The 26397-nt window shown below is 52.6% G+C and carries 22 protein-coding genes and 1 pseudogene; 8 read left to right on the top strand and 15 right to left on the bottom strand.

The window, feature by feature from the left end:
- Window positions 1–290: 290 nt before the first annotated feature.
- Window positions 291–566 (bottom strand): annotated as a pseudogene (locus VB741_RS26530) (IS1/IS1595 family N-terminal zinc-binding domain-containing protein); the annotation flags it as partial.
- A 650-nt stretch (window positions 567–1216) separates the two neighbouring features.
- Window positions 1217–1837, bottom strand: coding sequence for a hypothetical protein (locus VB741_RS23630; protein WP_323367681.1), 621 nt, complete (start codon window positions 1835–1837; stop codon window positions 1217–1219).
- A 379-nt stretch (window positions 1838–2216) separates the two neighbouring features.
- On the opposite strand from VB741_RS23630, the gene VB741_RS23625 reads away from it, so the two are divergent.
- Both VB741_RS23625 and VB741_RS23620 read left to right on the top strand, forming a co-directional pair.
- Window positions 2217–3299: a fibro-slime domain-containing protein gene (locus tag VB741_RS23625; RefSeq protein WP_323367680.1), complete on the top strand. Its 1083-nt coding sequence runs from the start codon at window positions 2217–2219 to the stop codon at window positions 3297–3299.
- 307 nt (window positions 3300–3606) lie between these two features.
- The gene (locus VB741_RS23620) at window positions 3607–4644 is read left to right on the top strand and encodes a mechanosensitive ion channel family protein (protein WP_323367679.1); all 1038 of its coding nucleotides are present in this window, start codon (window positions 3607–3609) and stop codon (window positions 4642–4644) included.
- An 83-nt stretch (window positions 4645–4727) separates the two neighbouring features.
- Here the strand turns inward: VB741_RS23620 and VB741_RS23615 are convergent, their stop codons facing one another.
- The 4 genes from VB741_RS23615 to gntT form a co-directional block, all read right to left on the bottom strand.
- Window positions 4728–5252: a DOMON-like domain-containing protein gene (locus VB741_RS23615; RefSeq protein ID WP_323367678.1), complete on the bottom strand. Its 525-nt coding sequence runs from the start codon at window positions 5250–5252 to the stop codon at window positions 4728–4730.
- Window positions 5253–5460: 208 nt separating this feature from the next.
- Entirely contained in the window at window positions 5461–6591 is a 1131-nt protein-coding gene (locus tag VB741_RS23610) for a phosphotransferase enzyme family protein (RefSeq protein WP_323367677.1), read from the bottom strand.
- A 377-nt stretch (window positions 6592–6968) separates the two neighbouring features.
- Window positions 6969–7739: a TIGR00297 family protein gene (locus VB741_RS23605; RefSeq protein ID WP_323367676.1), complete on the bottom strand. Its 771-nt coding sequence runs from the start codon at window positions 7737–7739 to the stop codon at window positions 6969–6971.
- 83 nt (window positions 7740–7822) lie between these two features.
- On the bottom strand, window positions 7823–9169 hold the full coding sequence (gntT, locus tag VB741_RS23600; protein ID WP_323367675.1) for a guanitoxin biosynthesis MATE family efflux transporter GntT: 1347 nt from the start codon (window positions 9167–9169) through the stop codon (window positions 7823–7825).
- A gap of 174 nt (window positions 9170–9343) precedes the next feature.
- Between gntT and VB741_RS23595 the strand changes: the two genes are divergently transcribed.
- Together VB741_RS23595 and VB741_RS23590 are read left to right on the top strand one after the other, a co-directional pair.
- Window positions 9344–9745 (top strand): hypothetical protein, encoded by a 402-nt coding sequence (locus VB741_RS23595; RefSeq protein ID WP_323367674.1) that lies wholly within the window; start codon window positions 9344–9346, stop codon window positions 9743–9745.
- A 430-nt stretch (window positions 9746–10175) separates the two neighbouring features.
- The gene (locus tag VB741_RS23590) at window positions 10176–10544 is read left to right on the top strand and encodes a thioredoxin family protein (RefSeq protein ID WP_323367673.1); all 369 of its coding nucleotides are present in this window, start codon (window positions 10176–10178) and stop codon (window positions 10542–10544) included.
- An 11-nt stretch (window positions 10545–10555) separates the two neighbouring features.
- Here VB741_RS23590 and ribD read toward each other — a convergent pair whose 3' ends face one another.
- Entirely contained in the window at window positions 10556–11671 is a 1116-nt protein-coding gene (gene ribD, locus VB741_RS23585) for a bifunctional diaminohydroxyphosphoribosylaminopyrimidine deaminase/5-amino-6-(5-phosphoribosylamino)uracil reductase RibD (protein ID WP_442786442.1), read from the bottom strand.
- 73 nt (window positions 11672–11744) lie between these two features.
- Here ribD and VB741_RS23580 point away from each other — a divergent pair, with 73 nt between their 5' ends.
- Window positions 11745–12005 (top strand): hypothetical protein, encoded by a 261-nt coding sequence (locus VB741_RS23580; protein WP_323367671.1) that lies wholly within the window; start codon window positions 11745–11747, stop codon window positions 12003–12005.
- Between the two features lie 28 nt (window positions 12006–12033).
- Here VB741_RS23580 and bioF read toward each other — a convergent pair whose 3' ends face one another.
- The 3 genes from bioF to VB741_RS23565 all read right to left on the bottom strand — a co-directional run bounded on the left by bioF (window position 12034) and on the right by VB741_RS23565 (window position 17036).
- Window positions 12034–13257 (bottom strand): 8-amino-7-oxononanoate synthase, encoded by a 1224-nt coding sequence (bioF, locus tag VB741_RS23575; RefSeq protein WP_323367670.1) that lies wholly within the window; start codon window positions 13255–13257, stop codon window positions 12034–12036.
- A 66-nt stretch (window positions 13258–13323) separates the two neighbouring features.
- Window positions 13324–13860 (bottom strand): hypothetical protein, encoded by a 537-nt coding sequence (locus tag VB741_RS23570; protein ID WP_323367669.1) that lies wholly within the window; start codon window positions 13858–13860, stop codon window positions 13324–13326.
- Window positions 13861–14081: 221 nt separating this feature from the next.
- On the bottom strand, window positions 14082–17036 hold the full coding sequence (locus VB741_RS23565; protein WP_323367668.1) for a phycobilisome rod-core linker polypeptide: 2955 nt from the start codon (window positions 17034–17036) through the stop codon (window positions 14082–14084).
- A 405-nt stretch (window positions 17037–17441) separates the two neighbouring features.
- Here VB741_RS23565 and VB741_RS23560 point away from each other — a divergent pair, with 405 nt between their 5' ends.
- Together VB741_RS23560 and VB741_RS23555 are read left to right on the top strand one after the other, a co-directional pair.
- Window positions 17442–18032, top strand: coding sequence for a sulfite oxidase-like oxidoreductase (locus tag VB741_RS23560; protein WP_323367667.1), 591 nt, complete (start codon window positions 17442–17444; stop codon window positions 18030–18032).
- 120 nt (window positions 18033–18152) lie between these two features.
- Entirely contained in the window at window positions 18153–18923 is a 771-nt protein-coding gene (locus tag VB741_RS23555) for a cobyrinic acid a,c-diamide synthase (protein ID WP_323367666.1), read from the top strand.
- A gap of 33 nt (window positions 18924–18956) precedes the next feature.
- Here VB741_RS23555 and VB741_RS23550 read toward each other — a convergent pair whose 3' ends face one another.
- Entirely contained in the window at window positions 18957–19217 is a 261-nt protein-coding gene (locus VB741_RS23550; protein ID WP_323367665.1) for a hypothetical protein, read from the bottom strand.
- 374 nt (window positions 19218–19591) lie between these two features.
- Between VB741_RS23550 and VB741_RS23545 the strand changes: the two genes are divergently transcribed.
- Complete coding sequence (locus VB741_RS23545; RefSeq protein ID WP_323367664.1) at window positions 19592–20218, top strand: LabA-like NYN domain-containing protein; 627 nt, start codon at window positions 19592–19594, stop codon at window positions 20216–20218.
- A gap of 22 nt (window positions 20219–20240) precedes the next feature.
- Here VB741_RS23545 and VB741_RS23540 read toward each other — a convergent pair whose 3' ends face one another.
- From VB741_RS23540 to VB741_RS23525, 4 genes are all read right to left on the bottom strand, one after another.
- On the bottom strand, window positions 20241–20720 hold the full coding sequence (locus tag VB741_RS23540) for a carboxypeptidase-like regulatory domain-containing protein (RefSeq protein WP_323367663.1): 480 nt from the start codon (window positions 20718–20720) through the stop codon (window positions 20241–20243).
- Window positions 20721–20952: 232 nt separating this feature from the next.
- Window positions 20953–22806, bottom strand: a complete 1854-nt coding sequence (locus tag VB741_RS23535; protein ID WP_323367662.1) for a serine/threonine protein kinase — start codon at window positions 22804–22806, stop codon at window positions 20953–20955.
- A 240-nt stretch (window positions 22807–23046) separates the two neighbouring features.
- The gene (locus VB741_RS23530) at window positions 23047–24387 is read right to left on the bottom strand and encodes a TldD/PmbA family protein (RefSeq protein ID WP_323367661.1); all 1341 of its coding nucleotides are present in this window, start codon (window positions 24385–24387) and stop codon (window positions 23047–23049) included.
- 164 nt (window positions 24388–24551) lie between these two features.
- Window positions 24552–26030, bottom strand: a complete 1479-nt coding sequence (locus tag VB741_RS23525) for a TldD/PmbA family protein (RefSeq protein WP_323367660.1) — start codon at window positions 26028–26030, stop codon at window positions 24552–24554.
- Window positions 26031–26397: the final 367 nt, after the last annotated feature.

The following is a 26397-nucleotide window of genomic DNA, read 5'->3' as shown; positions in this document are numbered from 1 at the left end:
TGTCTTTTCCCAATCCGCTTTACTGACCTCGGGAATCGATGGGAGAGCCTTGTCTTTCATCCGCTTACTCTAGCAGGTACTCTGCTGATTGAAACTCTCACAACTCAGACCCCCTGAATGCTTACCTTTTATTTCAGGAAATAAGGGCCATAATCGGGATAAATTTTTATTTATCTGCTCTGGGATCTCAGTTTAGTCATTGCCATGGCCTCTAGCCCAGTCAAGGGCCGCTGCCCAGATCAGATCATAGACTGGGTCTTTGATGTCATAGTAAGCCTTAACATCATTGCCATTTGACGGGGCACTGACCGATATTTACCGTTGACGTACTCTTGTCGCCAAGGCTCGGAAACCTCCACAATTCGGACAATGCCCGCTAGGGGTATCTTTTCGAGCAAACGCTGATCTATCAGGCATTTGGTCTCCTCAGTGGTGCGCTTTTGTGTCGGGTTGAGCACGACCTGACGACCGCACTCGCGGCACTTGTGGTTCTGCTTGCCGTTATGGTTTTTGCCGTTACTCACTACCTTCGTGGATTGGCAGGACGGACATTGAAGGCATGGCATCGTCATGAGTAGACTGGTTTGAGCAGATTTCTGAACTCTATGACGTAACTTTGGCCAAAAAGATCCTTACTCTTTATGGACTGCCACTAATCCAAGTGCAACTCCGGACAGTTTCCGTCCCCTTGTATGCTTAGCGCGGTAGCAGTAGACCGTCATCCTCTAGAGAAGATGATTGGTTGCCAAGAACGAACTTTTCTAGTTGTCTTCCCAAGTACAGTCAGCGTAGGAGCGCTAGACCTTATCCCTTCATTCATGATAACTCATCATAATTCGACCACAAGCCAGGTTGCTGCTACTATTCATCGTACTGAGAACTCAAAAAATCGCCAGGTTCCATTGAGAGAACGGATCACGCAAGGTATAGTGCAGTCGATGGAGGCCCAATGACCGTCCCCGTTAGGAGGATTCAATGACCACGTTAGCCAACGAGAACACCGTTAACTGGAGCAGCGTTGATCTTCCCCTTGAAATGGTTGACACCTCCTTTCTTTAAACCGATTGCCTGCATGATGCCGGCCATAGATATCCCAGCGTAACCCTGTTGATTGGCGTATCAGGTTAGCGTTTGTTATTTGCTTACCTAAATTTAGGCAAACTTTCAGAGATATCTATTGTCTTAACTAACCTGGTCAACGAAATGACAACAGTTCCTATTCTGGTAACTTTTTGGTGGGTTGCCATAGGGCGCTTATTGCTAAAACGATCAGTCCAAACAATAAACTCGGACCTGGAACAGATTGTGAGTCTGTTGTCTCTGGATTTATCGGTGTTCCCTCCAAGTCAATGAAAAAGTTGCCGATCTGATTGTCAGATTGCACTGAAGATAAACTGCCCACAGCTGTTCCTAGAATATTTCCATCTAGGTCTATAATGTCGCCGCTAAGCTCTGAATCAAGGGTGAAGATACTACCGTTAGCAAATCCGAACAGAACAGTCTCACTCGCATTTAAGTTAAAGGTAGCCTCTTCCCCCAGAAATTGAAACCCTGTGATATAGGACGAAATAGAGGTATATATACTGTTATCCGTAACCCCAAATTCGCCCAGGGTTCCCTCTAGCAATAAAGAGCCGATGTTCAGTGCGCTAGGATTCGATACCGTGAACTGGGTGTCGCCATCAGGGGCGTGCACCTCATTGTTAACGGATAGCTCAGTGGGCAAGCCATTGGATGTGTAGCTAGAATTGCCTCCAATACTGAATGCCTGAGCGGGTAGGCTCAAAAAACTGATGGCTGCGACTGTCAAGACTGGAGAAAATCGGGTCAGATTCATTTAACTTACCTAGGGCGAATGACTCAACTACGAACATTTCAGAATCGCTATGGGGAAGGTCCTGATGCTAGGTAAGTTTTCCCGGTGGTATGGATGATTAACGTTTTTTTTGATGCGTTTACCAAAGTTAATATTGACAGCTAGTATTGAGTCTTTTCAAGACACGTACTACAGATTTTGCCAGCAAATTTACGTAGGTTCAGGAAAAGTTCTGCTCTCAATTGTATAGGTACATATCAGCGTTACTGAGCCTAGACCATCTGTGAGGCTCTGCCACCTGTGAGGCCCTGCCAGATGGCAGCCACTATAGACAGACTAATCCCCTTAAACCAGAACAGTAACGACAAATTACCTGCTTATTCAGAATAAGGAGCCTACCATGCCACAAATTACATTGTCTGGGAAAATTCGCGACTTTAAAGATAGCCATGCTGATTTTGAGCATGTAGTTGCCCCGGAGAAAAATATTGTTGAACCCCTACTAGGGATAGATCGTAAGCCTGTATACAAGGGGGGAAAAGGTAAAACAACGACGGGTAAGGAGAATTTTGATCAGTGGTTTCGGGATGTTGAGACAGTTAATCAGGCTACATCATTAGATATTGTCTTAGATGACCGTAACGGGAATGGCATTTTCACCTATGAGAACCTGGAGTTCTTTCCCATTGATGATCAGCTGTTTGGGAATGAAGGACGCAGCCATAACTATCACTTCACCTACGAAATCCATTCCGAGTTTACCTACCAGGGCCATGAGCAATTTACATTCACCGGGGATGATGACCTGTGGGTATTTATTGATGGCAAACTTGTGATTGATTTAGGGGGTGTGCACGGCTCCCTGACGGATGATATCGACCTGAAGATTACGGATGGAGGAACCCAGCTAAATAAGCCCCTGCCTTCCGGTGAAACGCTGGTGTTGGAAAAGGGGAAAAACTATTCCTTTGAGCTATTTTTTGCTGAGCGCCACACCACCCGCTCCCATTTCCGGATTGATACTTCGCTGTTGTTAAAGCCAGCTGCTGTGATTTGCATTAAATCCCCCGATCCTCAGGCAGCTGAGCCGCAAAAGGGCCAAATCTGCATTGATACCGGTAAGATTTTGATTTGTGCCAATGAGCCTGTGATGCAGGATACGGTGATTGGCTATGGGGTGAGTGGAACGGCCACGGAGGGGAAAGACTATAAGTCCATTAATCGCAGCGTAACCCTTTTGAAGGGGGAAACGGAGGTCTGTATTGAGGTGACGCCTTTGGCTGATGCGGTGGCCTGTGAAGAGGATGAAACGGTGGTTGTGACACTACTACCGGGCGAGGGTTATAGCGTGGGTGACTGTCAGGTGGCTAGGGTTGCGATCGCAGAAGCCCCCCCTAAGCCGCCCAACTATTTACTCATCTGCCTAGTGTTGATCTTTTTAGCAATTTGCGGAGCCTGGTTTTTCCTACACCATGCAGCTTAGACCGCTGTGCCGGAGTCATTGCGTCGGGGGATGGCTAAGCTGTCGTCCCCCGGCGCAATGAGCCATGTAACGATCAGTCAAAAGCGCCCACAGCTTAGCCAGGAGGGACGTAAGAGAGATTACTGTGCAGAATCCCTATACCACCGCAGCCTGCCCATTCTAAAAGTTTGAAATGGGTGATGGCTGGCTTCAGGGACATCTGTGCCGTTCAGAAGTAGCCTAGAAATCGTTAAACAATCAGCATGCTCACGGTACATTATTCTCTTAGCCCTGCTAACCTAAACAGGATGATGATATAGCTTTCCCAGTGCCTGAAATCCTCCAGAGAACCTTTTTAGGCAATACCCTTGCCGCCTATGGCATCGCCCTACTGATGATTGGTGGTGGGGTTGCGATCTCACATCTCCTCCATCGCCTCCTCCTTCATCGCCTCCAACGCTGGGCCCAACGGACCACCAGCCTCCTAGACGACCAACTCATCCGCATCATAGAGCACCCCAGCCTGTGGCTCCTCTACCTGGGCTCCTGCTACTTCGGCCTGCAAAGCCTCACACTTTACCCCACTGTTGCCCAGCTGCTGACAGCCATAGGAGTCATCTTAGCCACCCTACTGCTGCTGCAGTTGTTGGGCTCAGTGGCCGAATATAGCTTGCGCATCTATGGCCATATCCATCGCCATCAGCCCAACATACAGCAAAGTCTCAATGCCCTGATCCCGGCTGTGCGAGTCGTCCTGTGGACCGTTGGCATTATCTTTATACTCGATAACCTTGGCTTTGACATTTCCGCTGTGGTCACCGGTCTAGGGATTGGCGGAGTGGCCATTGCCCTCGCCTCCCAAGGGATTTTGCAAGACCTGTTTAGCTATTTTTCTATTTTGTTAGATCGCCCGTTTGAGCTGGGTGACTTTATCATTGTTGGCGACATGGCGGGCACCGTTAACCAAATCGGCATTAAAACCACCCGACTGCAAAGCATAGACGGCGAACAGCTGATTGTAGCCAACACCGATCTAACCGCCTCTCGCATCCAAAATTTCCAGCGCATGGCCCAGCGTCGCATTGTCTTTAACCTGGGTGTGGCCTACAAAACAAACAATACCCAGTTAGAACAAATTCCCCATATTATCCGTACTGTGATCGAAGAGATTCCCCAAGTCACCTTTGACCGGGCCCACTTTGCTGGCTTTGGCGAATTTAGCCTCAACTACGAAATCGTTTATATCGTGCACAGTAACGACTACACCCTCTACCGAGATGTCCAACAAACAATGAATCTGGCGATCAAAGAACAGTTTGACCAGGTTGGGATTGAGTTTGCCTATCCGACTCAGTTTTATCGGTAAATCCGCCCCATCATCCCCTAACTGATCGGCAGTTTGCCCATCTCTATACCCACAGGGTTAAACCACAGGACTCAGCTGCAGGATTAAACCGTAAGACTAAAGGTATCCCGTCGATGGAAATCAGGTTCTTCACCGGGGTGTTTGAGGGCCCAATGGGAAATACTATCGGTTTTCAGAACAGAGCTGATACCAATCACCAGGGGTTGATCATTGGCTAACCATTCTTCGGTAGGGAGTTCTAGGGTCAAATAGTAACCCTTAGTTAAGGGTTGCCAAGTGCTAGCGATGGCTTTGCAGGCTGGTTCAGCCACCATGGCTTGGCGATAGTCATCAAAGCGATACACATTCCAATCACCGTTGGGGGACGCGTTAACCTCCCAGTAGCGGGGAGAATCAGGTAGGCCAATAAACACCTCAAAACAGGTATTTTCCCAAAGATGATCGCGACGACTCGGGGTATCCTCCCTGGCGGGGGGAACTTCTAGCTCCTCCACCGCTCCCGTGAGGGTGTATTCCACGGTGAGGGACGACTGGGAGCGCACCAATCGCCCGGAAATCACTAAATCAGAGATGGGTTCAAACGGTTTTAGTGAAAACGGTATAGCCATGAATAGTTTCCTTGGGAACAAACACAGGGTAAATGACGGCTCCATGAATGGATCGCTAGGATGCGATCGCCATGTACAGTCAGGTTTTAAACGGTTAAAGAGCTAAACCCTGCCCACGTCCAGCGCAGCCATTTTGACCTAGGAAAGCTCAAGATTTCAACTTGTGCGTGGGGTAGGTGATCGATAACTCAGTACCTATTAAGTAGTTCTACGCTACACAACGCACTTCCGTACAGTATTCAGTTTTTAATTGATCAATCACGGTTTGGATAGACAGTTCCTGGAGGTGAATACTCTCAGCCAGTTGAAACTGCACTAAGGCCCGCTGAAGATTCTGGTTAGGTCGTTGGACTTTAAAGTAACGATTCCCCGCCAGGTGATCGCTAAAAAAGCGCAGACCCAACTCAAAGGTAATCAGCCAAATGGCGTCATAGATATAGTCGTATTCCACCGCCTGGAGAAAGGTGCTGGCGCTGGAGAGATAGCCCCGGAGCACTGCCGTGCATAGGTCCAGATCAAAGGTAACAGCCTGCCAATGATGGGTTTCTTCCCCTAGGGGATTGCAGCTAGAGCGCAAACAGTCGCCAATGTCGTAGTGGACCAGTCCCGGTTTGATGGTATCGAGGTCAATCAGGCTAGCGACCTGCCAGGTGGTCCTGTCGATCAAAATATTGTTGACTTTGGGATCGCCGTGGATGGAACGCAGCGGTAAATGGCCCTCGGCCTTGGCATTTTCTAAGACAGTCACCCGCCCTCGATGGGTGGCAATGAGGGTGCAGCAGTGGTGCTCTTCTGGGGTCAAGGCATCGATTTTTGGCAACACCGTATCGTACTGACGGAGGTAGTTGGGGGTAATGTGAAACCCGGGTAGGGTATCGGTGAGGTGGGCCGGGGGTAGATCGCTGAGCAAGCTATGGAAACAGCCCAGACCATAACCAATTTCCATGGCATGGTGTGGGTCTTGAATGGTGTTGAAGGTGACGGTGTCAGGGATAAAGCTCAGTGCTCGCCAGATGTAGCCCTGGGCATCGCTCCAATGGTGTTGATCATGCTCTGTTCTGAGTACGGTGGGGACTTCCCACCGACGGTTGAAGGGATCTATACTCAAACGCTGCTGGGCATGACTGACAAACTGGCAGAGATTGTCCATGACTTGGCGAGGCTGGGGAAAGACCTCGGTGTTGATGCGCTGGAGGACAAATGGCCGCTCTGCCTCCACTAAATAGGTATCGTTGATGTTGCCACTGCCTAGGGGTTGAATGTTTTTCACTGGGCCATAGCCAACGAACTGTTGGGCAATGTGGATCAGCGCTTGAGTCAGCTCAGATTCGGAGAGCATAGGACGGATTTTATGGAACTCTGGGTAATCATACTTTCATGATTCAAAATAGGGAACCCAGAGGACGATACAAAAGTTCTATGACCTTGTCTAACCGGAACCCTGGAGTTTCCCTCACCCTAAATCCCTCTCCCGAGGGGAGGGGGACTTTGACGCCCCGTATCCTCTGGAGACGCTTCGCGAACGCCCTCCGGGAGGAGGAGGCTGGGGGTGTAGCTTGCTGCCCGCAGGGTGGGCCAGAACTAGGGTTCTCAACCTGGGCTTGGTTTATGACCTCAAGACTGTTGCCAATCAAGATAAAGGATGACCAGTAGTAGGGATGGCTGTAGGTGTCGGGAATTTTTAGAATGTTCGGATGACTCCGGCCTAGAGCGGTTCTAGGACATTGGCACGGAGCCTAGGCAGATGGCAACCACTGCCCCAATTAAGGTATTAACGATATTCACCACATCGTGGGTGAAGCCCGGCAGTTTGTCCTCAATGGTGGCCCCAATCAGGCTTTCAATGGTGGTGGCAATAAAGGCGGCGATGGCGCAAATAACAATACCGATGGCTGGGATAAATCCCACCCCCCAGGCGGCAACAGCTAGCATTAGGGACCCGACCACACCCGCCAACGTCCCCTCTAGACTCACGGCCCCTTCGGTCCCCCGAGGGACCGACTGCAATGTGGTGATCAAAAACGTCCGCTGGCCATAGGCTTTGCCAATTTCTGTTGCCGACGTGTCCGAGAGTTTGGTACTGAGGCTAGCGACAAACCCCAAGATCAATAGCTGTGCCACCTGGCTGTTGGACAGCCCTAGGATGGGGGCAGACGTCAGGCCCGTGAGCCACACCAAAAGGGCACAGATGGCAGCGGTTAGGGCCGACCCCCAAACATTGCCCGGTCCCCTCACCCCCCCTCGGTCTTCAGCAATGCCAGCGGCTTCTTTTTCAGCCAAGCCCACCTTGGTCACGGCCGAGCCTGCGGCAAAATACACCAGCATCACGGCGTAGGCTTGCCAACCCAAACAGCCCCAGACGATTACCCCCAAGACCCAGGCATGGAGGTACCCCATGGGGGTGAGAAGTTTCTTGGGGCTGATGAAGGCAACCCCAAGCAGCAGTGTATTGAGGAGTATTGCCACTAACCAAGGATTTTGCATCATCGTCTGTTTTGTTTGCGTTTCCTTTGCCTAGAACGATCAGCCCTTCAACCCCATGGGGCCTGAGCTGATACGCCCCCACCTAGTTATGATGACATTACGGTGGGCTCTGCCAGGGGCATAGTCACCAGCTTGTATACCAAAAACAGCATGACTACTGCCATATAGGCCGTCAAGGCAGTCCACAGCAAGTAGCTATTTTGCAAATGTACCGCCAGCAGGGCTAAGGGGGCAAACCCAAGGCCAAACCCCAGCAGGGCACTATTGCGCAGCACCGCCCCTTCTTTTAAACCAATAAAGTAGCCTTCTAACATAAAGGCCACGGATGTAATGCTCAGTAGCGGTACTAGCCAAGCCGCATAGCTACCCATGGCCTGACTCACTTCCGTATGGTTGGTGAGGAGGGAGAACATGGTTTTTGGAAAACCCACTACCGATAGAGCAAAGCCCAGGGAAATAACCAGACTGGTGACGATGGCTACGTTGAGGACGGGCAAACATTGGTCGGTTTGTCCCTTGCCATTGAAGTTGCCGATTAGGGTCTGGGCCGTCATGCCCACCCCCTGCACCGTGAACTGACTGAGCAGGGCAATCTGCAGCAGCAGTCCGTTTTCCGCTAGGGATACGGTGCCAAAGGAGGCGCTCAGATTGGTAAAGATGGCATAGGCGGAAATCAGGGCTAAAAAGCGCACTAGAATATTGCCCTTGAGCGTGAGGGTGGAGGCTAAGGCTTGGCGATCCATCACCTGGGCCATCACCTTGCCCACCTGAGACCAGTCGATGGTGAGGGCCAAGCCAACTACCCCCACCAGCAGTCCCAAATATTGACTGAGGGCGGTGGCCAAACCCGCTCCTGCACTTTCCCAACCCCAGCGATTAATCATCAGATAGTCCATCAGCACATTGGAGCCGTTGGCCATCAGGGAGATAAAAAATACGACACCGTTTTTCTCTTGTCCTAAAAACCAGCCAATTAGGACAAAGTTGAGCAGCACCGCCGGGGCTCCCCAAATGCGGGCGTTGAAGTAGGCTAGGCCCGCCTGCTCAGTCTCCGGTGCGCCGGACAAAATGGTAAAGCCCAGCTGCTGAATGGGGTATTGCAGCAGTAGGATAAGGGCTGCGATCGCAACTGCCACCAGACCACAGCGCAAGACCGCCACCAGCACCCCAACGTCATCCTCTTCACCCACCGCTTGGGCTGTCAGGGCATTGGTGCTGTTGCGCAAAAACTTGAGAATACGATAGAGATAGTCAAACAGAATGCTACCTAAAATCACCCCAGCCAGGGAGTGAATATCGGACAAATGTCCCAAAAACGCGGTGTCAAACACCCCGGCTAAGGGCACCATCATGTTAGAAAACACCCCCACCACCGACAGTCGATAGAATCGGGGCAAAAAGCTTTTATAGGATGCTGGGATAGCGGGAACCATAGTTTATTAAGGCAGTCCAGCCAATTGCAGAGAGTTACCCTAGTGACTTAAATTAAGAATGCTTAAGAATGCATGAGTAATTGTTAATATTGCATACTCAAAACTACTTTTGCCAGCCTAAAGGTTTCTACTTGGCACCTTTAAGCCATGCTCCACAATCAATTCAGCGTTTTTATGAATTCTATTGACAAGCTCATTGCCATGGCCGAAGACGAGCTTACCCAGTTCAGCACAGAGGCGCGCAAAATTGAAAAACTGAGGCCGAAGGTCGGCCTAACGGTGCCCTATCCCCAACAAAAGGATGTCAAAGCGCAAATAGTAGCGGACATTCCCACCCATATTTTCGCCAAAATTGTTGAACGAGATCGACAGATGGTGGCCTTACCCTTCTGGGGCATCGGTGGCCTGGGCTTGTTGCTCGGCATCTCCATGCATCAACCCCTGGATTTTATCGCCACGGCCGTTGGTTTTTATGTCGCCTTTGGGGTGCAGTCCTGGGGGTGGAACCTAGAGGCCAAGCGCCTCATCGTCAAAACCTTGGATGCCATTGAGCAGGATATGCAAAGTGACACATAGTACCTGCGCTGTTTCATCCGCTCGGTCCCCAGCCGAGATGGATTAAGCGAAAGTAGATGGGGGTTACACGGGCAGAGGTGCCATGGGCGGGAGACATAAAGACCGTAAATTCACGGAAAACCGAGGTTTGCTTTTAATATTTTCTTAAGCTTTCACGGTGAAAAAAAACTGTACAAACATTACCATCGTTGGTTCAGTTTCTACGTCTTAAGCAGGCTTTTTAGCGTTAGGCCTATGCCCACGACCCTATCGATGTCCACAAACGGGTTTTGTCCGGTACTTGCAGTTCTTTTGCAGCTGACAAATCACTTTGTTTGTTAGGAAAAGGTCACACTAGTCCCTCGATTTTCCTTGGGTATTGGGCTCTCCATTAATTAAGATTTAGAAGTACTAAAAGCTTTTTTTCAATACTGCCAATAATTAAATATCAATGACTATCACTGAAGATAATTTTGAGCGCATTGTACTAGGTTCCTCTGTGCCGGTTCTAGTACACTTTTGGGCTCCTTGGTGTGGCCTATGTCGACGGGTAACCCCCATGCTCAATCGGTTTCAGCAGGAGTGGTCAGGCCAGATCCATGTGCTCGATATCAACGCCGATGAAAATCTTAAGTTGGCCAACCTCTATCGCTTAAAGACATTACCCACCCTGTTGTTTATGGAACGGGGCAAAGTGGTGCATCGATTTGACGTATTGCGTAACCGCGATGAATTTATGCGTTCCCTCGACTTGCTGATGCGCTGCCATGGGTTTGAAGTTGGGGTAGCCGAGGGTGCAGGTCGTTTAATCGATAACTAAACAGCCATCGATTAATCATTAGCCAAATAGGCTTGAATCAGCCAATCCTGCCCGATCTTTTCGAGTTCGGTCTTTTGCAGCATCAGCGCTTCAGTCATTGTCTTCAGTCCCATATCCCCCACGGGGGTGTAGCCTTTATTGCCCCCAATGAGTTTGGGGGCAATAAAGGCCCATAGCTTTTGAATAACGCCCTCGCCCAGGGCCGCCGCCGCCAGGGTGCCGCCACATTCCCATAAAACCGTGGATGCCCCCCTGCCATAGAGGTTGTTGAGAACAGCCGCTGGGGTGAGTGGATTCAGGGGGACAATCTCTACCTGGCTGGGTAGGGTTGGCTGGGATATGGCCGAGGCGTTTTCCGGGGGTGTTTCTGTAAACACTAAGGTGGGAGCGATGTCGGTCTGCCATAGGTTTGCGGTGGTTGGCAGATCTAGACTGCGGCTCATGACTACCCGCCATGGGTTGTGGTCACAGACGCCGTGACTGGTGAGGTGGGGGTTGTCCCGCCGCACCGTGTTGCCACCGACAATGACGGCATCGCACTGTCCCCTTAGCTGGTGTACTCGCCGTCGCGATTCTGGACTGGTGATCCAGGTGCTATGGCCGGTGTCCGTCGCAATTTTGCCATCCAGAGTCATGGCGTATTTCAAGATACTAAAAGGTTGACGGTGGCGAATGCGATGGATAAAGGCTTCATTCAGCTGTTCACAGGCGGCGGTTTCCACGTCGGTAATCACCGTAACACCAGCGGCGCGCAACCGCTCGATACCGCCGCTGGCCTGGGGGTTGGGGTCCGCCATGCCGATCACCACCGTGGCAATACCGGCTTGCAATACGGCTTCTGTGCAGGGGGGGGTGCGTCCGGTGTGGTTACAGGGTTCCAGGTTTACGTATAGGGTAGCCCCTTGGGCCTTATCCCCCGCCGCCCTCAGAGCGAAGACTTCTGCATGGGGTTGGCCCACTTGGGGATGAAATCCTTCCCCAACAATCTGCCCATCCTTGACAATGACTGACCCCACCATGGGGTTGGGGGATGTACGCCCCGCCCCTTTGGCTGCCAGCTCTAGGCAGCGATGCATCATCGTAGAGTGGTTGAGGGGTTGGCCTGGGGACCCTGGGGCATCTTCCATGGAACGGTTGGGTGAAATCATGGGCAAAGTTGTCTAAAATTTTGCAGGAGAGAAGAGCTTTAAAAGTAACCCTATGACTACTGAAAACCCGAGCGGCAGTGCTCCTGAGAACCCGAGCGGCAGCAACGCCGTTGACTGTGCCGTGGAATGCGTTAACGGCTGCATCAAAGGCGATGCCTGTCCTAATGAAGCCTACACCCAGCAGGCCTCTAGTTTTATTGAGAACACGTCCCTCGACAAAATGTTAGAGATGGCGGAGGAGGCCGTGCGGAAAAAAATGATTGCCCGGGCAACGGAGCCGAGGAAGTGGGTCATGCCGGAGGATCTGGAGTAGGTCAGCTGAGGCGGGACTGAAAAGGAACTTACAAGGATAGTTCTTCCCTGACTCCTCCGGCCCAAAAATCCTTAATTCCCGCCACCAGCCGGTCAATATCCTCCCTGGTATGAGTGGCCATTACCGTCATCCTCAACCGACTGGTGGGCACCGTGGGGGGGCGCACGGCGGCGGCAAATATGCCCTGCTGCTGCAGGTGTTGGCCCAGGGCTAGGACGGTGGCGGCGTCCTTGACCTGGAGACAGACAATGGGGGAGTCGGAGGGGAGTCGTTTTACCTTTAGCTGGTCTAGCTGCTGCCGCAGGTAGGTGCTGTTTTCTGTGAGCTGGGTGAGGCATTGGGGGGATTGGGTGAGGATTGCGATCGCAGCCCTTGCCGCCGCCGCATCCCCCGGAGACAGTCCCGTGGTGTAGATCCAGGTGGCGGTGCGGTTACGCAAAAAGTCGATTAGGTCGGCGGAGCCAGTGACATAGCCCCCCAAGCTACCGAGGGATTTGCTCAAGGTGCCCACCTGCACCATGGGGCGCTGGCGACAGCCCAGAAGTTCTACGGCACCGCCACCGCTGGCCCCCAGGACTCCCGTGCCATGGGCCTCATCCACCATTACCATGGCATCCCACTGGTCCGCCAAGTCTAAAATTTCCGGCAGTGGGCACAGGTCGCCGTCCATGCTGAATACGCTGTCGGTGACCAGGAGGCAGCGACGATACTGGCACCGTTTCTCGGCTAGATGTCGCTGCAGTTGGGCCAGGTTGTTATGATCGTACACCGCCACGGTGGCCCCGCTCAGGCGGGCCCCCATTTGCAAACTGGAGTGGTTGTACTGATCCGCCACGATCAGGTCGCGATGATCCACCAGGGCGGCCAAGGTGCCCAGGTTAGCTAGGTAGCCTGAGCTAAATACCATGGCATCGTCGGTGCCCTTGAGCTGGGCAATGGCCTGCTCTAACTCTCGATGGATGGGACGTTGACCACTCAGTAAACGAGATCCGGTACTGCCGGTACCGTAGGATGAGATCGCATCCGCCGCCGCCGCCGCTAATCGGGGGTCCCCTGCCAGACCCAGATAGTCATTGCTGGCAAAGTTTAGACAGGGCTGCCCGTCGAGCCAGATAGTGGCCCCGCCTTTCCCCTCAATGGGTTGGACCTGGCGGTACCAATGGGCTCGGTGCAGGGTTTGCAGGGATTTTGGAATCCAGCCGTAGGGATTAGGGGACAGGCTAGGGGAGAAATTATGGTCGGGATGGGACACAGGTCTAATGATCGTCTCTAATGATCGCCGGTCCCATTATCACCGGTCCCATTATCGCCGGGCCGATTATCGTCGGGCCGATACTGGAATCCAGGCATTAGAATCGCCTGAAACCCTGATGCCCCCTCTCTCGGAAAAGCTAACGACAATAATGTTGGTATCATCACGACCGACATCTAAATAGCCCTCCGCCCAAACATCAAAGAAATCCACACCGGTAATTTTGATGTCGTAAGCCCCCTCCCTAAAGGTGAATCGCTGGCGGCGGTTGGCATAGTTGGTGGGGGAGAAAATACGTCGACCATCGACGTATACGTTGGCCCATTCGTCCCCCTGGGCAATAAATTCTACGGTGACCTGCCGCTGTACGGGCTGTCGCCGCTCATAGATGGGGTATCGGCTGGGGTATCGGTGATGCTCTGAACGCCGAGAGCGTGACTCTTCATGGGGGTACCGCTCTTCATGGGAATGCCGCTCGCCCTGGGATGGGGAGCGAATGATGATGAGCCGATCGGCCTGGGCAGAGGGGGCCATGGCTAAAGGCATTGCGATCGCACAGAGCAGTCCAACTAATCCTAGTCTTAGCCCTTTATGTCGACTCATGGTGTTAGTCTCACCTCTCTAGAAGTTACAGGGGGGTACAACGATACCGTTATTCCATTCTAGATCCATCCCCAAAATCCTCTTTTGTCAGCAGCCAGATTAGCCAAGTGGCCCGATTGCTAACCCCAGTAAAAGCCCCCGACCTCCTACACAGTAAGAGCCCGGGGGCTGGTTCAACCAAGGGTAAAAGCCCTTGGTTGGAAGATATGGCGGACTGAGGCCTAAATCAGACCAAACAATTTCTGAATCAACAGAGTACCATCGGTCACAGGCTGTACCTTAGCCGGGTTTTCATAGGAGAGACGCTTCTCCACTCGAGCTTTAGTAGACCCAGCCTTATCGCTAGTGGAAACGCTAGGCAGCAGGTCAAACATGTTCACATAGCCCACCAGACGCTGGCCAGTCTGAGTTTTGAAGCCGCGATAGTAAGGTACGACATCTTCCCCAAAGGCCGTTGCATACTCATCACTGTCGATGTAAGCATCAATGTCAGCGTCATACCCCTGGTGGTCGAGGATGGCACTGTGGTAAACAGTTTCGTCATAGCTCTCAGGCGCCCGACCCAAGAGATGCTTAAAGTTCAACTCATGGCAGCGATAGCGGGGGGCATTGTCAATAAAGCGAGCCCGATACTGGTCTGACTTGGCCAATACCCGCACAAAGCCCCGCACGGTTAAGTCACCATGGCGCAGCTGGGATTCTGCACTGATGAGACGCTCGCTTTCCATGACGTGGGCATTGCCCAACACCTGCTTGTAAATGGCTCCAATCACCAGGCTGATATCCTCATCGGAGGCACCGGGGACTAGCTTGACAGGAGCCATATTAGCTAGGGCGCTATACTGTCCCTGCCAAATGGAGGTGCGCTCCACAGACGTTAGGGGACTGGTAGCCTCCAGGTTAAAGCTATAGTCAGGGGTGACCACAGGGGGGATAAACTTAGTTTTGGGGCGAGTATCCGCCACGGGGATAGTCTGCTCAGCAATCGTGGGAATCCGGCTGGACCGATTGCTCAGAATGGCCTGGTCGACGGCAGCGCCACCATACTGGCTGAGTTGCTTATCACTGCTAGAGGCCCCGCGAAGTAACTGGAAAGCGTAAGTATAGCTGGCCATGCCCTGACCGGTTTGGGTTTGATACCCCCGGAAGTAGGGCACGATGTTGGCCCCAAAGGTTTGGAAGTACTCATCACTATCCAAATAGGAGTCAATCTCGGCGTAGAATCCACGCTCGGCCAAGGTTTGAATGTGCTCGGAGATTTCGGCACCGTTGGCAGGGGCCCGACCTAGCAAATGCTTAAAGTTCAGCTCCACAGTCTTGAGGTTGGTGCAACGCTCATAGAACAGGGTGCGATATCGGTCGGACTTGGCCAGGGCGCGGACAAATTCTAGGACAGTAATGTCGCCATTGCGCAGCTGGGACTCAGCCACGGGAAAGCGCTCACTTTCCATTAGGTGAGCATTGCCAAATACCTGCTTGTAGGCCGCTTCGATCACCAGGTCGAGTTGGCCAGGGCCGTCGCCAGAGACTAGCTCCACCGGCTGACTGGCAGAAAATGCGTCGGTGTAGGCAGTGGTGATGGCTGGTGAGCCTTTGTCCAGCTTGGCAAGGACGATCTCTGCACCGACGGCCTTGGCTAGGTCAAATCCCTTGGGGTTAAAGACGATTTCGGTCTTTGGCTGGAAGCCCTTAACTAGGGCCGTTTGTAGTTGCGATCGCTGACTGGTCTGGATGGACTCAGAAATGGAACGGTCACTGCTAGATAGGCCCTTAACCAATTCAAAAATGCGGTTGTAGCCAGCCACATTCTTACCAGTCTGGGTGGCATAGCTCACATAGTAGGGAACTGTGTCGGTGCCAAAGTTCTCGTCATACTCAGGATGGTTAAAGTAGGAGTCAATTTCAGCCCCTAGCCCTCCCTCAGCCAAAATAGCCAGGTGCTGAGAAACCTCCTTGAAGTTGTCAGGGGCCCGACCCAGCAGATGCTTAAAGTTCAACTCAATGGCCCGCACATTGGAGCAACGCTCAAAGAACAGGTCGCGGTAGGCATCCGACTTAGCCAAGGCCCGGACGAACTCCTTCACCGTTAACGCACCATCTTTAAACTGGGACTCCGCCGTCACTAAGCGCTGGCTTTCCATCAGATGAACATTGCCAAACACCTGCTTATAGGCCGCCCGAATGACGATGGCCACATCTTCTCCCGAAGCACCGCCGTACAACTTAACCGGCTGACTAGCGCGAGCTGCGGGGAAGGTAGCCGCCGCTTGCTTAGCGTTATACTGCTGCACCCACTCGCTGGGAGTCACAGGCTTGGACAAAAATGCCCCCGACTTATAGGGCGCAATAAAGTCGCTCTTGGTCAGCTCCTTAACCGGCTGCTTGTACTCCTGGGGCGGAATCAATGGAGTAGCCAAGGGCAGGGTAGCCAGGGGCTGAATTGCAGTGGGGGTGCCCCCTAGCAAACCCGCTTGGATTTGAGGCGTCGTACTACTAGCAATGGACTTATCGCTGCTGGGCGCCCCCTTCACTAGCTGGGACGAATGGGTAAACCCAGACACCGACTTACCCGTCTGGGTTTGATGACCGCGATAGTAGGGCACCAGGTCTGTCCCAAAGTGCTGAAAATACTCGTCACTATCAAGGTAGGAGTCAATCTCAGCGTCAAAACCACCCTCGGCCAAAAGTTGAATATGCTGCGAAACCTCGGCATTATTCTCCGGAGCCCGACCCAGCAGGTGCTTGAAGTTTAATTCCACCGTTCTCAGGTTGGGACAGTTCTCAAAAAATACAGCGCGGTAGCGATCGGACTTAGCCAGGGCCCGGACAAATTCCAGCACCGTGAGTTCACCCCGACGAAACTGAGACTCTGCAATGACGGCGCGCTCACTTTCCATCAGGTGGGCATTGCCAAACACCTGCTTGTAGGCCGCCCGAATCACCACATCTAGATCGGTAACGGAGTTAGTGCCGACCAGTTCCACGGGTTGATTGTCAGAAAACGCAGTGACATAGTTTTTCTGAACATCAAAGTCAGCCGTTGGAGGAGTTGCCGCTTTGGCCGCGTCAGCCGCCTGTCTTTTCTTCAGAGCTGCGGCTAAATCAAAACCTTCAGGATTAAATTTCTTTCTGTTAGCCTTTACTGCTGCAGGGCGAAACAAAGTGTTGTTAATCATGGATTTGGCAATACCTTCCTCTATTTGAAAATTTTGTTGCACTCCACCGTCTAAAACGGCAACGCTTTGATTTAGCGAACTCTGGCTGTTTATGAGAACTATCCCTAAACCACTTCAAGTTTCTTAGAGCAAGCGTAGAGCGAGTCTACACCGCAATGAAGCGTGAAAACTAGTGCCCGGTCAACGTTTCGGATAATAGTGACATAACTGAGTCTGCCAGAAAATTGGAACCAGGTGTAAAGAGTTGTAATAACTTGAAAAGCTACATTTATTTTTCGCGGCCTCCCAAAGGACGGATATGGCCCTGGTCATGGGGGCCAGGGTGAGGAGCAGGGCTTAAATCATAGGTGTCCATGGCTATCACCTACAATAAAACCAGCTCATAAAACCAGCCGGCCCGCCCCCATGAAATTCTTTGAAAAACCCAACTCTGACCTAGCCGATCGGGTGCCCCCCGGCCAGACTTTAGCCAAAGGGTTTCCCGTACTGACCTATGGGCCCACGCCCGAAGTCACCCAGGATGAATGGCAGCTAGCCCTATCCGGTTTAGTCACTGCCAAAACCCTGAGCTGGGAAGACTTGATGTCCTTGCCCCAGCATCAATTTACGGCGGATTTTCACTGCGTCACGACGTGGAGCAAGCTGGATGTGACCTGGACTGGGGTGAGGGTGACGGATCTACTAGCTACGGTAGATGTGGATCCACAGGCGGCCCATGTGATGGCCCACTGCTATGGCGGCTACACCACAAATGTAGCCATGGCAGATTTTGCGCGACCTGAAAATTTTCTCGCCCACACCTTGGCAGGGCAACCCCTACCGGCGGACCATGGCGGCCCCCTACGATTGGTCATCCCCCATCTATATGCTTGGAAAAGTGCTAAGTGGCTCAGTGGTTTGGAGTTCTCGGCGGAGCCAGTGCTAGGGTTTTGGGAACGCAATGGTTACCACGAACGGGGTGAGCCTTGGGCCGAAGAACGCTATAGCGATCGTTAGGAACCCGTAAGTTTCCTGATCGTCACCTTAGCTATCTGTAGTCTTGAACATGGGTGTCCAGACCAGATTTCCTGAAAATTCGATACATATTTTGGTGCTAACCAATAGATGACAGGTCGCATGTCTGCGATTAATGACGTCCAAAATCAAGAATTAATTGAGGCCCTGCCTCCGGAAGCTCAGCAGTGGCTGGTGGGGTTACCTTGGGTGCAGCGTCGCTATGTGCTGTCCCTGTGCCATGTCATCTGTGCTACATCCCCCGAGGAACAGGCCAGGTTTCTAGATGACTACACTGCCGATGGCATGGTATCGCGGATCATTCACGATCGAGATACCCGACAGCAGATTATTTTGCACCTGCGTCGTTTTCGCATCGAAACGCAGCTAACAGAAAAGGTTCTCCGGCGGTACATTCGTCAGTTTTATATGCACTCTGCCCAGAACCGCCAGCACCAGGCCAAGGCTTACCTCGAGTCTGCCATGCAACTGATGGTCAGTGGCCAGGAGCATAGCCGCGTCCTGAGCTACATCCTGGGCTTTGAGCTGCTGGTGTTGTTGTTTAAAATGAGTTGGGAACAGCACGAGCGGCTCTATTGTCTGCAACCCAATCAGGAGGACTTTTTTAACCTCTACATTCGCCCGGTGCAGCGAGCCCATCGTATCAATGGGGTGATTGTCCCTAAGGATGAAAATCGTTTTTTTGCCCGCCGCGATTACTTTGTTCGGAAGCCTAAGCTCAAACCAGGCCAGACAGTGGCCCTGATCATAGCCAGTTTTTCTCCTGAACAGATCAGTCAGCTGGGGGCCATGGTGATGCGCCATCAAAATGCATTGCAGTTTGACTACGGTCACATCTTTCAACAGAACTCTGAGGCTGCCATCTTTGATTAGATGAGCTGCTCCATGATATGGACGAATATGGACCTATTCCACGATGCGGATGCCACCCGATTGAATCGCGTCAAATAGGCGATTGATCTGACGGCGTTCCTGTTCGTCGATGGTGCCATCGGCTAACACCATTTTATACAGGGCCTGATACTGGGGATAGGTAATGCGTTTGGCTCGAATCAGTCGATTTACCATCTGAGTCACCTTATTTTCCCCGGTTTCCTGGGGTGTGGCAGGTTCTACGATTTCGTCTCCGGCTATAGGGTTGACCTGGTTGTTAGGAGAGTGGCTCATGGCTATATCGTTTGCCTAAGAATCGTTTGCCTAATTATGGGTATCCTACAGTAATTTTCAAGCGTAAAGTTCAGGGCGTGCTTTGGGTTGGACCTACTGAACGGTTATGGGAGCGGGTTGCGATCGCATAAATCCAAACCTCAGCAATTAGCATCGTAAATCAGAGACAAAGACTTGACATTACCGGTACACTTAGGGATGGATAGATACAGAATCTTAAGAAATAATTAATATTTCATATTGTTCTTGACATCCCGTCTGAGCCGTCCGTAGTTTTTGCTCAAGGTTCTATCGTTCACCGCCGTTGTGAACTCTGGGGCGCTAACCTGAACGACCGCTATTTATCTTGCAGAAACCCAGTCAGCATAATCCCCATGGTAAATAATCTTGAACATAACGAGGCTGCTCGGAACCGGAAGCCCAATGGCTCAAACAGTCGTACCAGGGGAGAGCTGCAACTATCGCCAAATGCCGGGGCTTTTAATCCCTATGCCGGGGATGATGGTGCTGACAGTCGCGATCGCATTGCTGTTTTAATTGATGGGGCAAATTTATTTTATGCCGCCTCGTCCCTGGGGATTGAGGTGGACTATGCCCGATTGATCAAGACTCTGGTGGGCGATCGGCGACTGCTACGGTCCTATTTCTACACGGGTGTGGACCCCAAGAATGAGAAGCAACGGGGTTTTTTGCTATGGCTGAGTCGCCATGGCTACCGAGTGGTCAGCAAGGATTTGGCCCCGGACCTGGATGGTTTAAGACGGGCAAATCTCCATGTAGAAATGGCAGTGGACATGATGCGTCTGGCCGAACATTGCGACACCATCACCCTGCTCAGCGGGGACGGTCATTTGACCTATGCATTGGATGCCCTCAGCTATCGCGGGGTCAGGATAGAGCTAGTGAGTCTGCAGTCCATGACCAGCGATTTGTTAATTAACCTGGCGGACCAGTACACGGATTTAGCAGAATTACAGACAAGTATTTGTAAAAAGCGATAATCAACCGGCGGTGAGCAACCAGCTACTTTTGCCGCCGCCACAGGACTAAAGCGAGCAGGGAGCCCAAGGACATGGCCCAGCCCAGGAAAGACATGTAGCCATAGTGAATATCTTGGTCGCTGACATCACTAATTAAGTCAGGCATCACCCCCGCTTCATCTACGGGAATGGTTAAAATGTCGCCATGCCCCTGCTGCTCGATAGTGACTTCCCAATCGCCCGGAAGGGACTGGTTGGGGCTAAAGCTAAACCGCCCTTGGTCGTCAGTTACCCCTTGAGTCCAAGGGGTGACCGGATTATTGGGGGCATACACATTTACCTTAGCCCCCTTCAGTGGGCTGCCATTGCTAAAGGTGGTTTGCATCTTGAGCACCGGCTGGGACTCGCTATTCGCAAGCTGATCGAGGACGTAGTTGGTCTCAACCAAATGGGCCGAGGCACTGCCTGCCGCCGCCGTCAGTATGCCGAACATTACGAACGGTGTGAGTTTTCGAAGAGTCATCGCACAAATCCCTCTTTAAATCTCTTTTAAAAGTCCACGCATAAAAGTCTATGCATAGAAAGCCTGAGCTCAGAACTGAATTACAACCAGCGGCATCTTAACAGGTCTGATTAATAAAACACCACAATGTTAGCTCCTCAGGCAAAAACTGTGCACCCACTCTATGGGTTGATTTTTGTGGCACGAATGTTGAGGGGCTAGGGCCGAATGCAGATCGCCATTACGAACAAAATTACGGGCGAATCAGACGCTGCTCGACGTTACGGCGATAGAGGGCAATGGCCTGAGCCTGTTGAATGGGTAAATAGACCAACATGGTACCAATGCCGATGGCGTTGGCAATCAGGCCGAAGGTGAACCAGGGGGTGCTGAGGGCCAAGCCTTGACCAAGCCCCAGGCCAATACCCATTAAGCAGGTTAAGAGGGATAGGCCAATGGCGAGTTTTGGTTTGAAGTCCCGTTGCCAGAAGCGATCGATCGTTAAACCACTGATGATGCCCACCACGCTACCGCCAATCATGCCGAGGCCAGTGGTGATCACTGCAGTGATCACATCGGTGGTAGCGACATTGAGCAGGAGACAAAGGGGGGCAACCAAGGCCACAGAGATGGCCCCGATGATCAGGTTGATGCGGGCGACCGGTGAGTTGAGCTTGGCTTCATGTAAAAGCCAGCTGGCGATCTGCCACCCCAGGCCGCTACCAAAGATGGCGAATACCGTGAGGGTTTTGCCAATGTTGGCCAGCCTTGGGTCGTAGTCCGGGACAAGGCTGGTTAAGAGCCAAACCGTGATCCAACAGGCCAGGAGAAGACCGCCTAGCAAGGGATAGGGCGTACCCCGGGAACGGATGATGGGCATGGGGGCAGTTTCCACCGCCAGGGTAATGGGGTGAACTGACTGGTGGGCGTTGCTTTTGAGTTGTAGGGTCCGCTCATAGGTTTGGCCCGTCATCAGCTGGCTGGTATCCACCTGGATCTGGGTGGTGACGTTGTTACCCTGGAACTCAGCGGGGAAAAAGTTAATCCAGCTATGTCGGTTGCCGTCGCTCTGGATAATAGCGCTCTGGGTGATGGCGCTGTCGCTAGGGCGACTGCCAGTCCTGAATATCGGGTCACTTGGGTGGGGCACCACCTGCCAATTTCCCCTGAGCATAGTGCCCGGCACACCATTGGTTAGGGTGATGGCCGTTGTTAATAAGTCCCCTGGGTTGAAAGCGGTCAGCTGGATGCGGGTTTTACTGACCAGGACCTGGGGTTGGCGGAGGCCGTGGTCGGGCACATGGGCTAGGGCGACTTTGGCATTTGCAAACCGTTCGTTCAGGCGGGGGCTGACCATTTTTTCCAGCCACTTGATCCACTGGGGGCTGAGGTCGTTTTTCAGCTGAGTAAAGTCAACTTGGTAGGTAACGTCGACTAAATTCCCCACTTGGTCGGCGGGGGTATTGGTCAGCAGACACATCAGGGTCATGCCTAGGCCATAGAGGTCCGATGCTTCGGTGAGCTGTCGATTAAAGATTTGCTCCGGGGGCATAAAGCCGAGGGTGCCTTTAACGACGCTGCTGATGCCCACTTCACCGTCGCCGATGCGAGCAAAGCCAAAGTCCACCAGGTAAACTTTTAGCTTCTTGCTGACCAGGATATTGGCGGGTTTAAAGTCGCGATGGATGACGGGGGGAATGCGATCTTGGAGGTAAACCAGAATTTCTAGACATGCGATCGCAATCTCACGAATCGCCTCGGGACCAAAGCTGCGGGGCTTAGCCAGGCTATAGGCGCGCTTAAATTCCTGCACCATGCAAAACCCGTCATCGGACTTAAAAACACCCAGGTATCTGGGAATACCTGGGTGTTGTAAGCTCTTTAGCACCTGCCCTTCCTGGCGCATAGCTTCGTAGCCCCCCCAGTTGGAGGAGGTGGCAAATTGAAACTGTTTAATCACCACCAGTCGTCGAGTTTTGATGTGCCTAGCCAGGTAGGTGACTCGTCCCCCAGACCGGTTCGCCCCCAGCTCAGATTTTATTTTAAAGCCATGCTTAGAAAAGTCAGGTAGGCCAAATCTTAAATCTGAATCGGTCGGGCTTGTCATTCTTGAAGTGATATGGCGAGGGTAGTTACTATGACATAACGTGAAATCTACATCGCCTCAGCCCAAAACACTGAATCTTTAACGTGAAAACATCTAATGGGGGTAATTTAGCAAAAAGCTATGTAGATACCCCAGGGAAAAACTCAACCCCCTGGGCCAAGGGTATAGGGCAAAGCTCTGAACCGAGACAGAATTGGCTCTAAAAAACTAAACCCTACGGCTCGTTCCTATGGCCCGTTCCTACTCCCCCGTAATGGATAGCTCCTTGACCCATACATGGGGGGCGACACCGCTGGGGGTGACTTCTTCCTCCGGGGAAACGTAGATAATCGATTGGAGTAGCTGGAGAAAGTCTCCGGCGACGGTGGCGGACTCGATGCTGATGCGTTTGCCCTCTTGCACTAGCCAGCCATCGAAGGGCAGGGAGAAGGAGCCTTGAAGGGCATTCACACCGGCATGGAGGGCCTGCAGTTCGTCGATTAAGATCACGCTGTCGGCATCTTCTAAGCTGTAGCGGGTGTCGGCGGGTTGGCCCGGGGTGACGTGGAGAAAATTGCTGCCGACGCTGACCTTGGCCCCAATACTGGCATGGCCCGTAGGCTTAGCACCCATGCGTTTGGCGGTGCCGGCACTGTGGAGAAAGTTGGTCAGGATGCCCTTTTCGATGATGGGGAGTCGTCGGGTGGGGGTGCCCTCGCCGTCAAAGGTGTCGGGGCTGACATTGCCTGGATGGAGAGCGTCATCATACACCGACAGCAGGGGTGAGGCGATGGCGGTGTTGAGGCTCTCGGCAGTGGATAGGCTGCGTTTATCGAGGATGCTCTGGGCGTTGTACAGGTTGCCAAAGGCCCGGATCAGACTTAAAACGGCGTTGGGGGAAAAGACAACGCAGTATTTGCCAGACTCGATTTTTTCGTAGTCCAGGTGGCTGAGGGTTTTCTCGGTGGCTTCCTGCAAACAGCCCTCGATATCTAGGTGCTCGGTGCCCACTCCAATGCGAACGGCATGGCCGGACCGGGGTTTACGGCCTTCCTGCTCCGTTTTGGTATATAGATAAACCGAAGCGGAAGTGCGTTCTTCGCTACGCTGGGCTCCGGCACTGTTGACGTAGAAATGCTCACTGGCGTTTTGGGCTAGGCCGTTGTAGGGGACGCTTGCGATCGCATCATGGGCCTGCAATAACGCCTGCTCCGCCGCCACCAACTGTTCAATCAGCGTCCCCACCGGAGCCGCTGCCGCCAGGGTGACATCCACCTCCGGCAGGGGGGCCGTCGCCTCAGGGCTAAAGTCAGGAATGTTCTCAGTCGCCCCAAAGGCACTGGCCTCAGACGCCGTTTTTAGGGCCAGCTCCAGTCCCCGTTCATCCACATCGGTGGTGGAAGTCACCCCCAGACGCCCCTGGTCGTTCCACACCCGCACCGTCACACTGGCCCGGTTGGAAGCTTTCACCTGTTTCGGTTCGCCTTGATCCACCTGGACGCTGGTGCTGTCGGTAGTGGAACCATAGATGTCGTACTTAGCAATGCCGAGACGCTGGGCAATAGTCTGGGCGTTGGCAGAAATTTCTGTGACTTTAGACATTGTTATTTGAAGAGCAATGAATAATGGGCAATTCGGAAAGTAGGCACAGCCCACCCGATAAAAAATCGCGGGGCGATTACGATAGATCAGGATCCATCAGTCTTGATAGAACCCACACCCCAGAATCAACACCTCTCCCCTCCAGGGAGGATCTCCGAGGTGGGTTAACGGCCACCGACGGTAATGCTGTCCACCTTCAAATGGGGCTGCCCCACCGTGACATAGACACTGCCGCTGACGGACCCACAAAAACCAGGAGCCAAACTCAAATCCTGGGAGCACATGGAGATCTTTTGCATGATATCCACCGCCTCACCAATCAGGGTGGCACCCTTTAGGGGCCGGGTGATTTTACCGTTTTCCACCAGATAGGCTTCATCCACGGCAAAGTTAAACTGTCCGGTAGCGCCAACGCTGCCGCCACCCATTTTCTTACAGTAAATCCCCCTGTCTATCGAGCCAAAGAGATCCTCTAAGCTATGGTCACCGGCATCAATAAAGGTATTGCGCATGCGGGATGCGGCGGAGAAAGTATAATTCTGACGACGGCCGCTGCCGGTGCGAGGATGGCCCGTGCGCACAGAACCAGCCCGATCCGACAGGAAGTTTTTCAGCACACCATTTTCGATCAGCAGCGTGCGCTGGGCGGGCATGCCCTCATCATCCATGTCGATGGTGCCAAAGGACTCATTGGAGCGACCCTCATCCCAAGCAGTGAGACTCTCATGGGCAATCTTCTCCCCCTTCTTGTCCTTAAACGGTGTAGTCCCCCGTTCGATCTGGGTGGTTTCTAAAAGGTGACCACAGGCTTCATGGAAAATCACACCGCCAAAGTGGTTGGCCATGATCACCGGATAAGTGCCAGACTCCACATAGTCGGCATAGAGCATTTTGCCAGCGGACTCCGCCAATTCCTCGGCGGTGGTGCCATAGTCCCAAGCAGTGAGGAAACTGGGGTCGCTGGTGTTGCCTAGGCGCTGGCTAGTAGAGGAGCGGTGCTCACCATCGGCGCAGAGTACATTGGCCGCCACAGACTGGGTGAGGCGAATATCACGGGCAAAGGTGCCGTCGCTGCTGGCCACGAGCACCTCTTGCCAGTCCCTAAAGTAGGAGGTCTGCCGGGCCTGCAAATGTTTAGCCACTTTTTCCACCGAGGCATTAGCCCCCAGCAGCACGTCCCCCATCACCTGCATGGTGGTGCAGTTGGCTAGCCAATTTTCCTTGGAGCTGCCATAGTCCCGAAACATTTCCAAGGTGACCTCCGGCACATAAGCCGAGGTGGCAGGCAGCAGCAGCCCCATGATGGACAGGCCCTTTTCCAAAGCAGCTTTAAGCCCTTGGAAGCTGACGTCGTTGGTGCTGACATAGCAGTCGGCTTTACCCTTAAAAACCCGCACTCCAGCCCCGGTGGACAAACTGGGGGAAATGCTAGTAATAGCGTCATCCTCGGCTAGGCAGCTAATGTAGTTTCGCCGCTCTAGGAAAAATTCTATAAAGTCAGCCCCGGCTGATCGCCCCAGACCTAGCAGCATCGATAACGGTGCAGCCCAGGACGCATCGAAACGATCGGTGGCGGACTGGTAGGTGAGGTTAGGAATTTCTTGCAGCCGTAAGGAGGTTAGGGGCGGAACAGCAAGGGTCATAGCAGTTGCCTAGTTCTAAATGTGGGTGAATCTTCATCAGTTTAACGCATGGGATTGGGGTGGTTGGTGGGGGAAGGGTACTAGAAAGGCTTCAGAGGGTATTTGTCTGATTTTCAGGAAGTACCCAGGAAGGCTTTGTACAATTGGATACTTAGGTGTAGTCCAACTTGGGCCGCCACCACATCAGGTGCAGCTATGTCGTCGTCGATGGGAATTACATCTATACGGATTGAGTACATAAGACCTCTTGCAAAAATGATTATGTGCTAAATTGCTGTATTTTGCTGCCAGTCTTCGGCAAGGTTGAGTTCATAATTGTAGAGTGCCGCTATCAAATTGAATCGCAGCCCATAGCGTCGTCGTCGGT

This window comes from Leptothoe sp. PORK10 BA2 (genome assembly GCF_034932105.1).
Lineage (GTDB): Bacteria > Cyanobacteriota > Cyanobacteriia > Phormidesmidales > Phormidesmidaceae > Leptothoe.
This window is presented reverse-complemented; position numbering and strand designations above follow the sequence as displayed.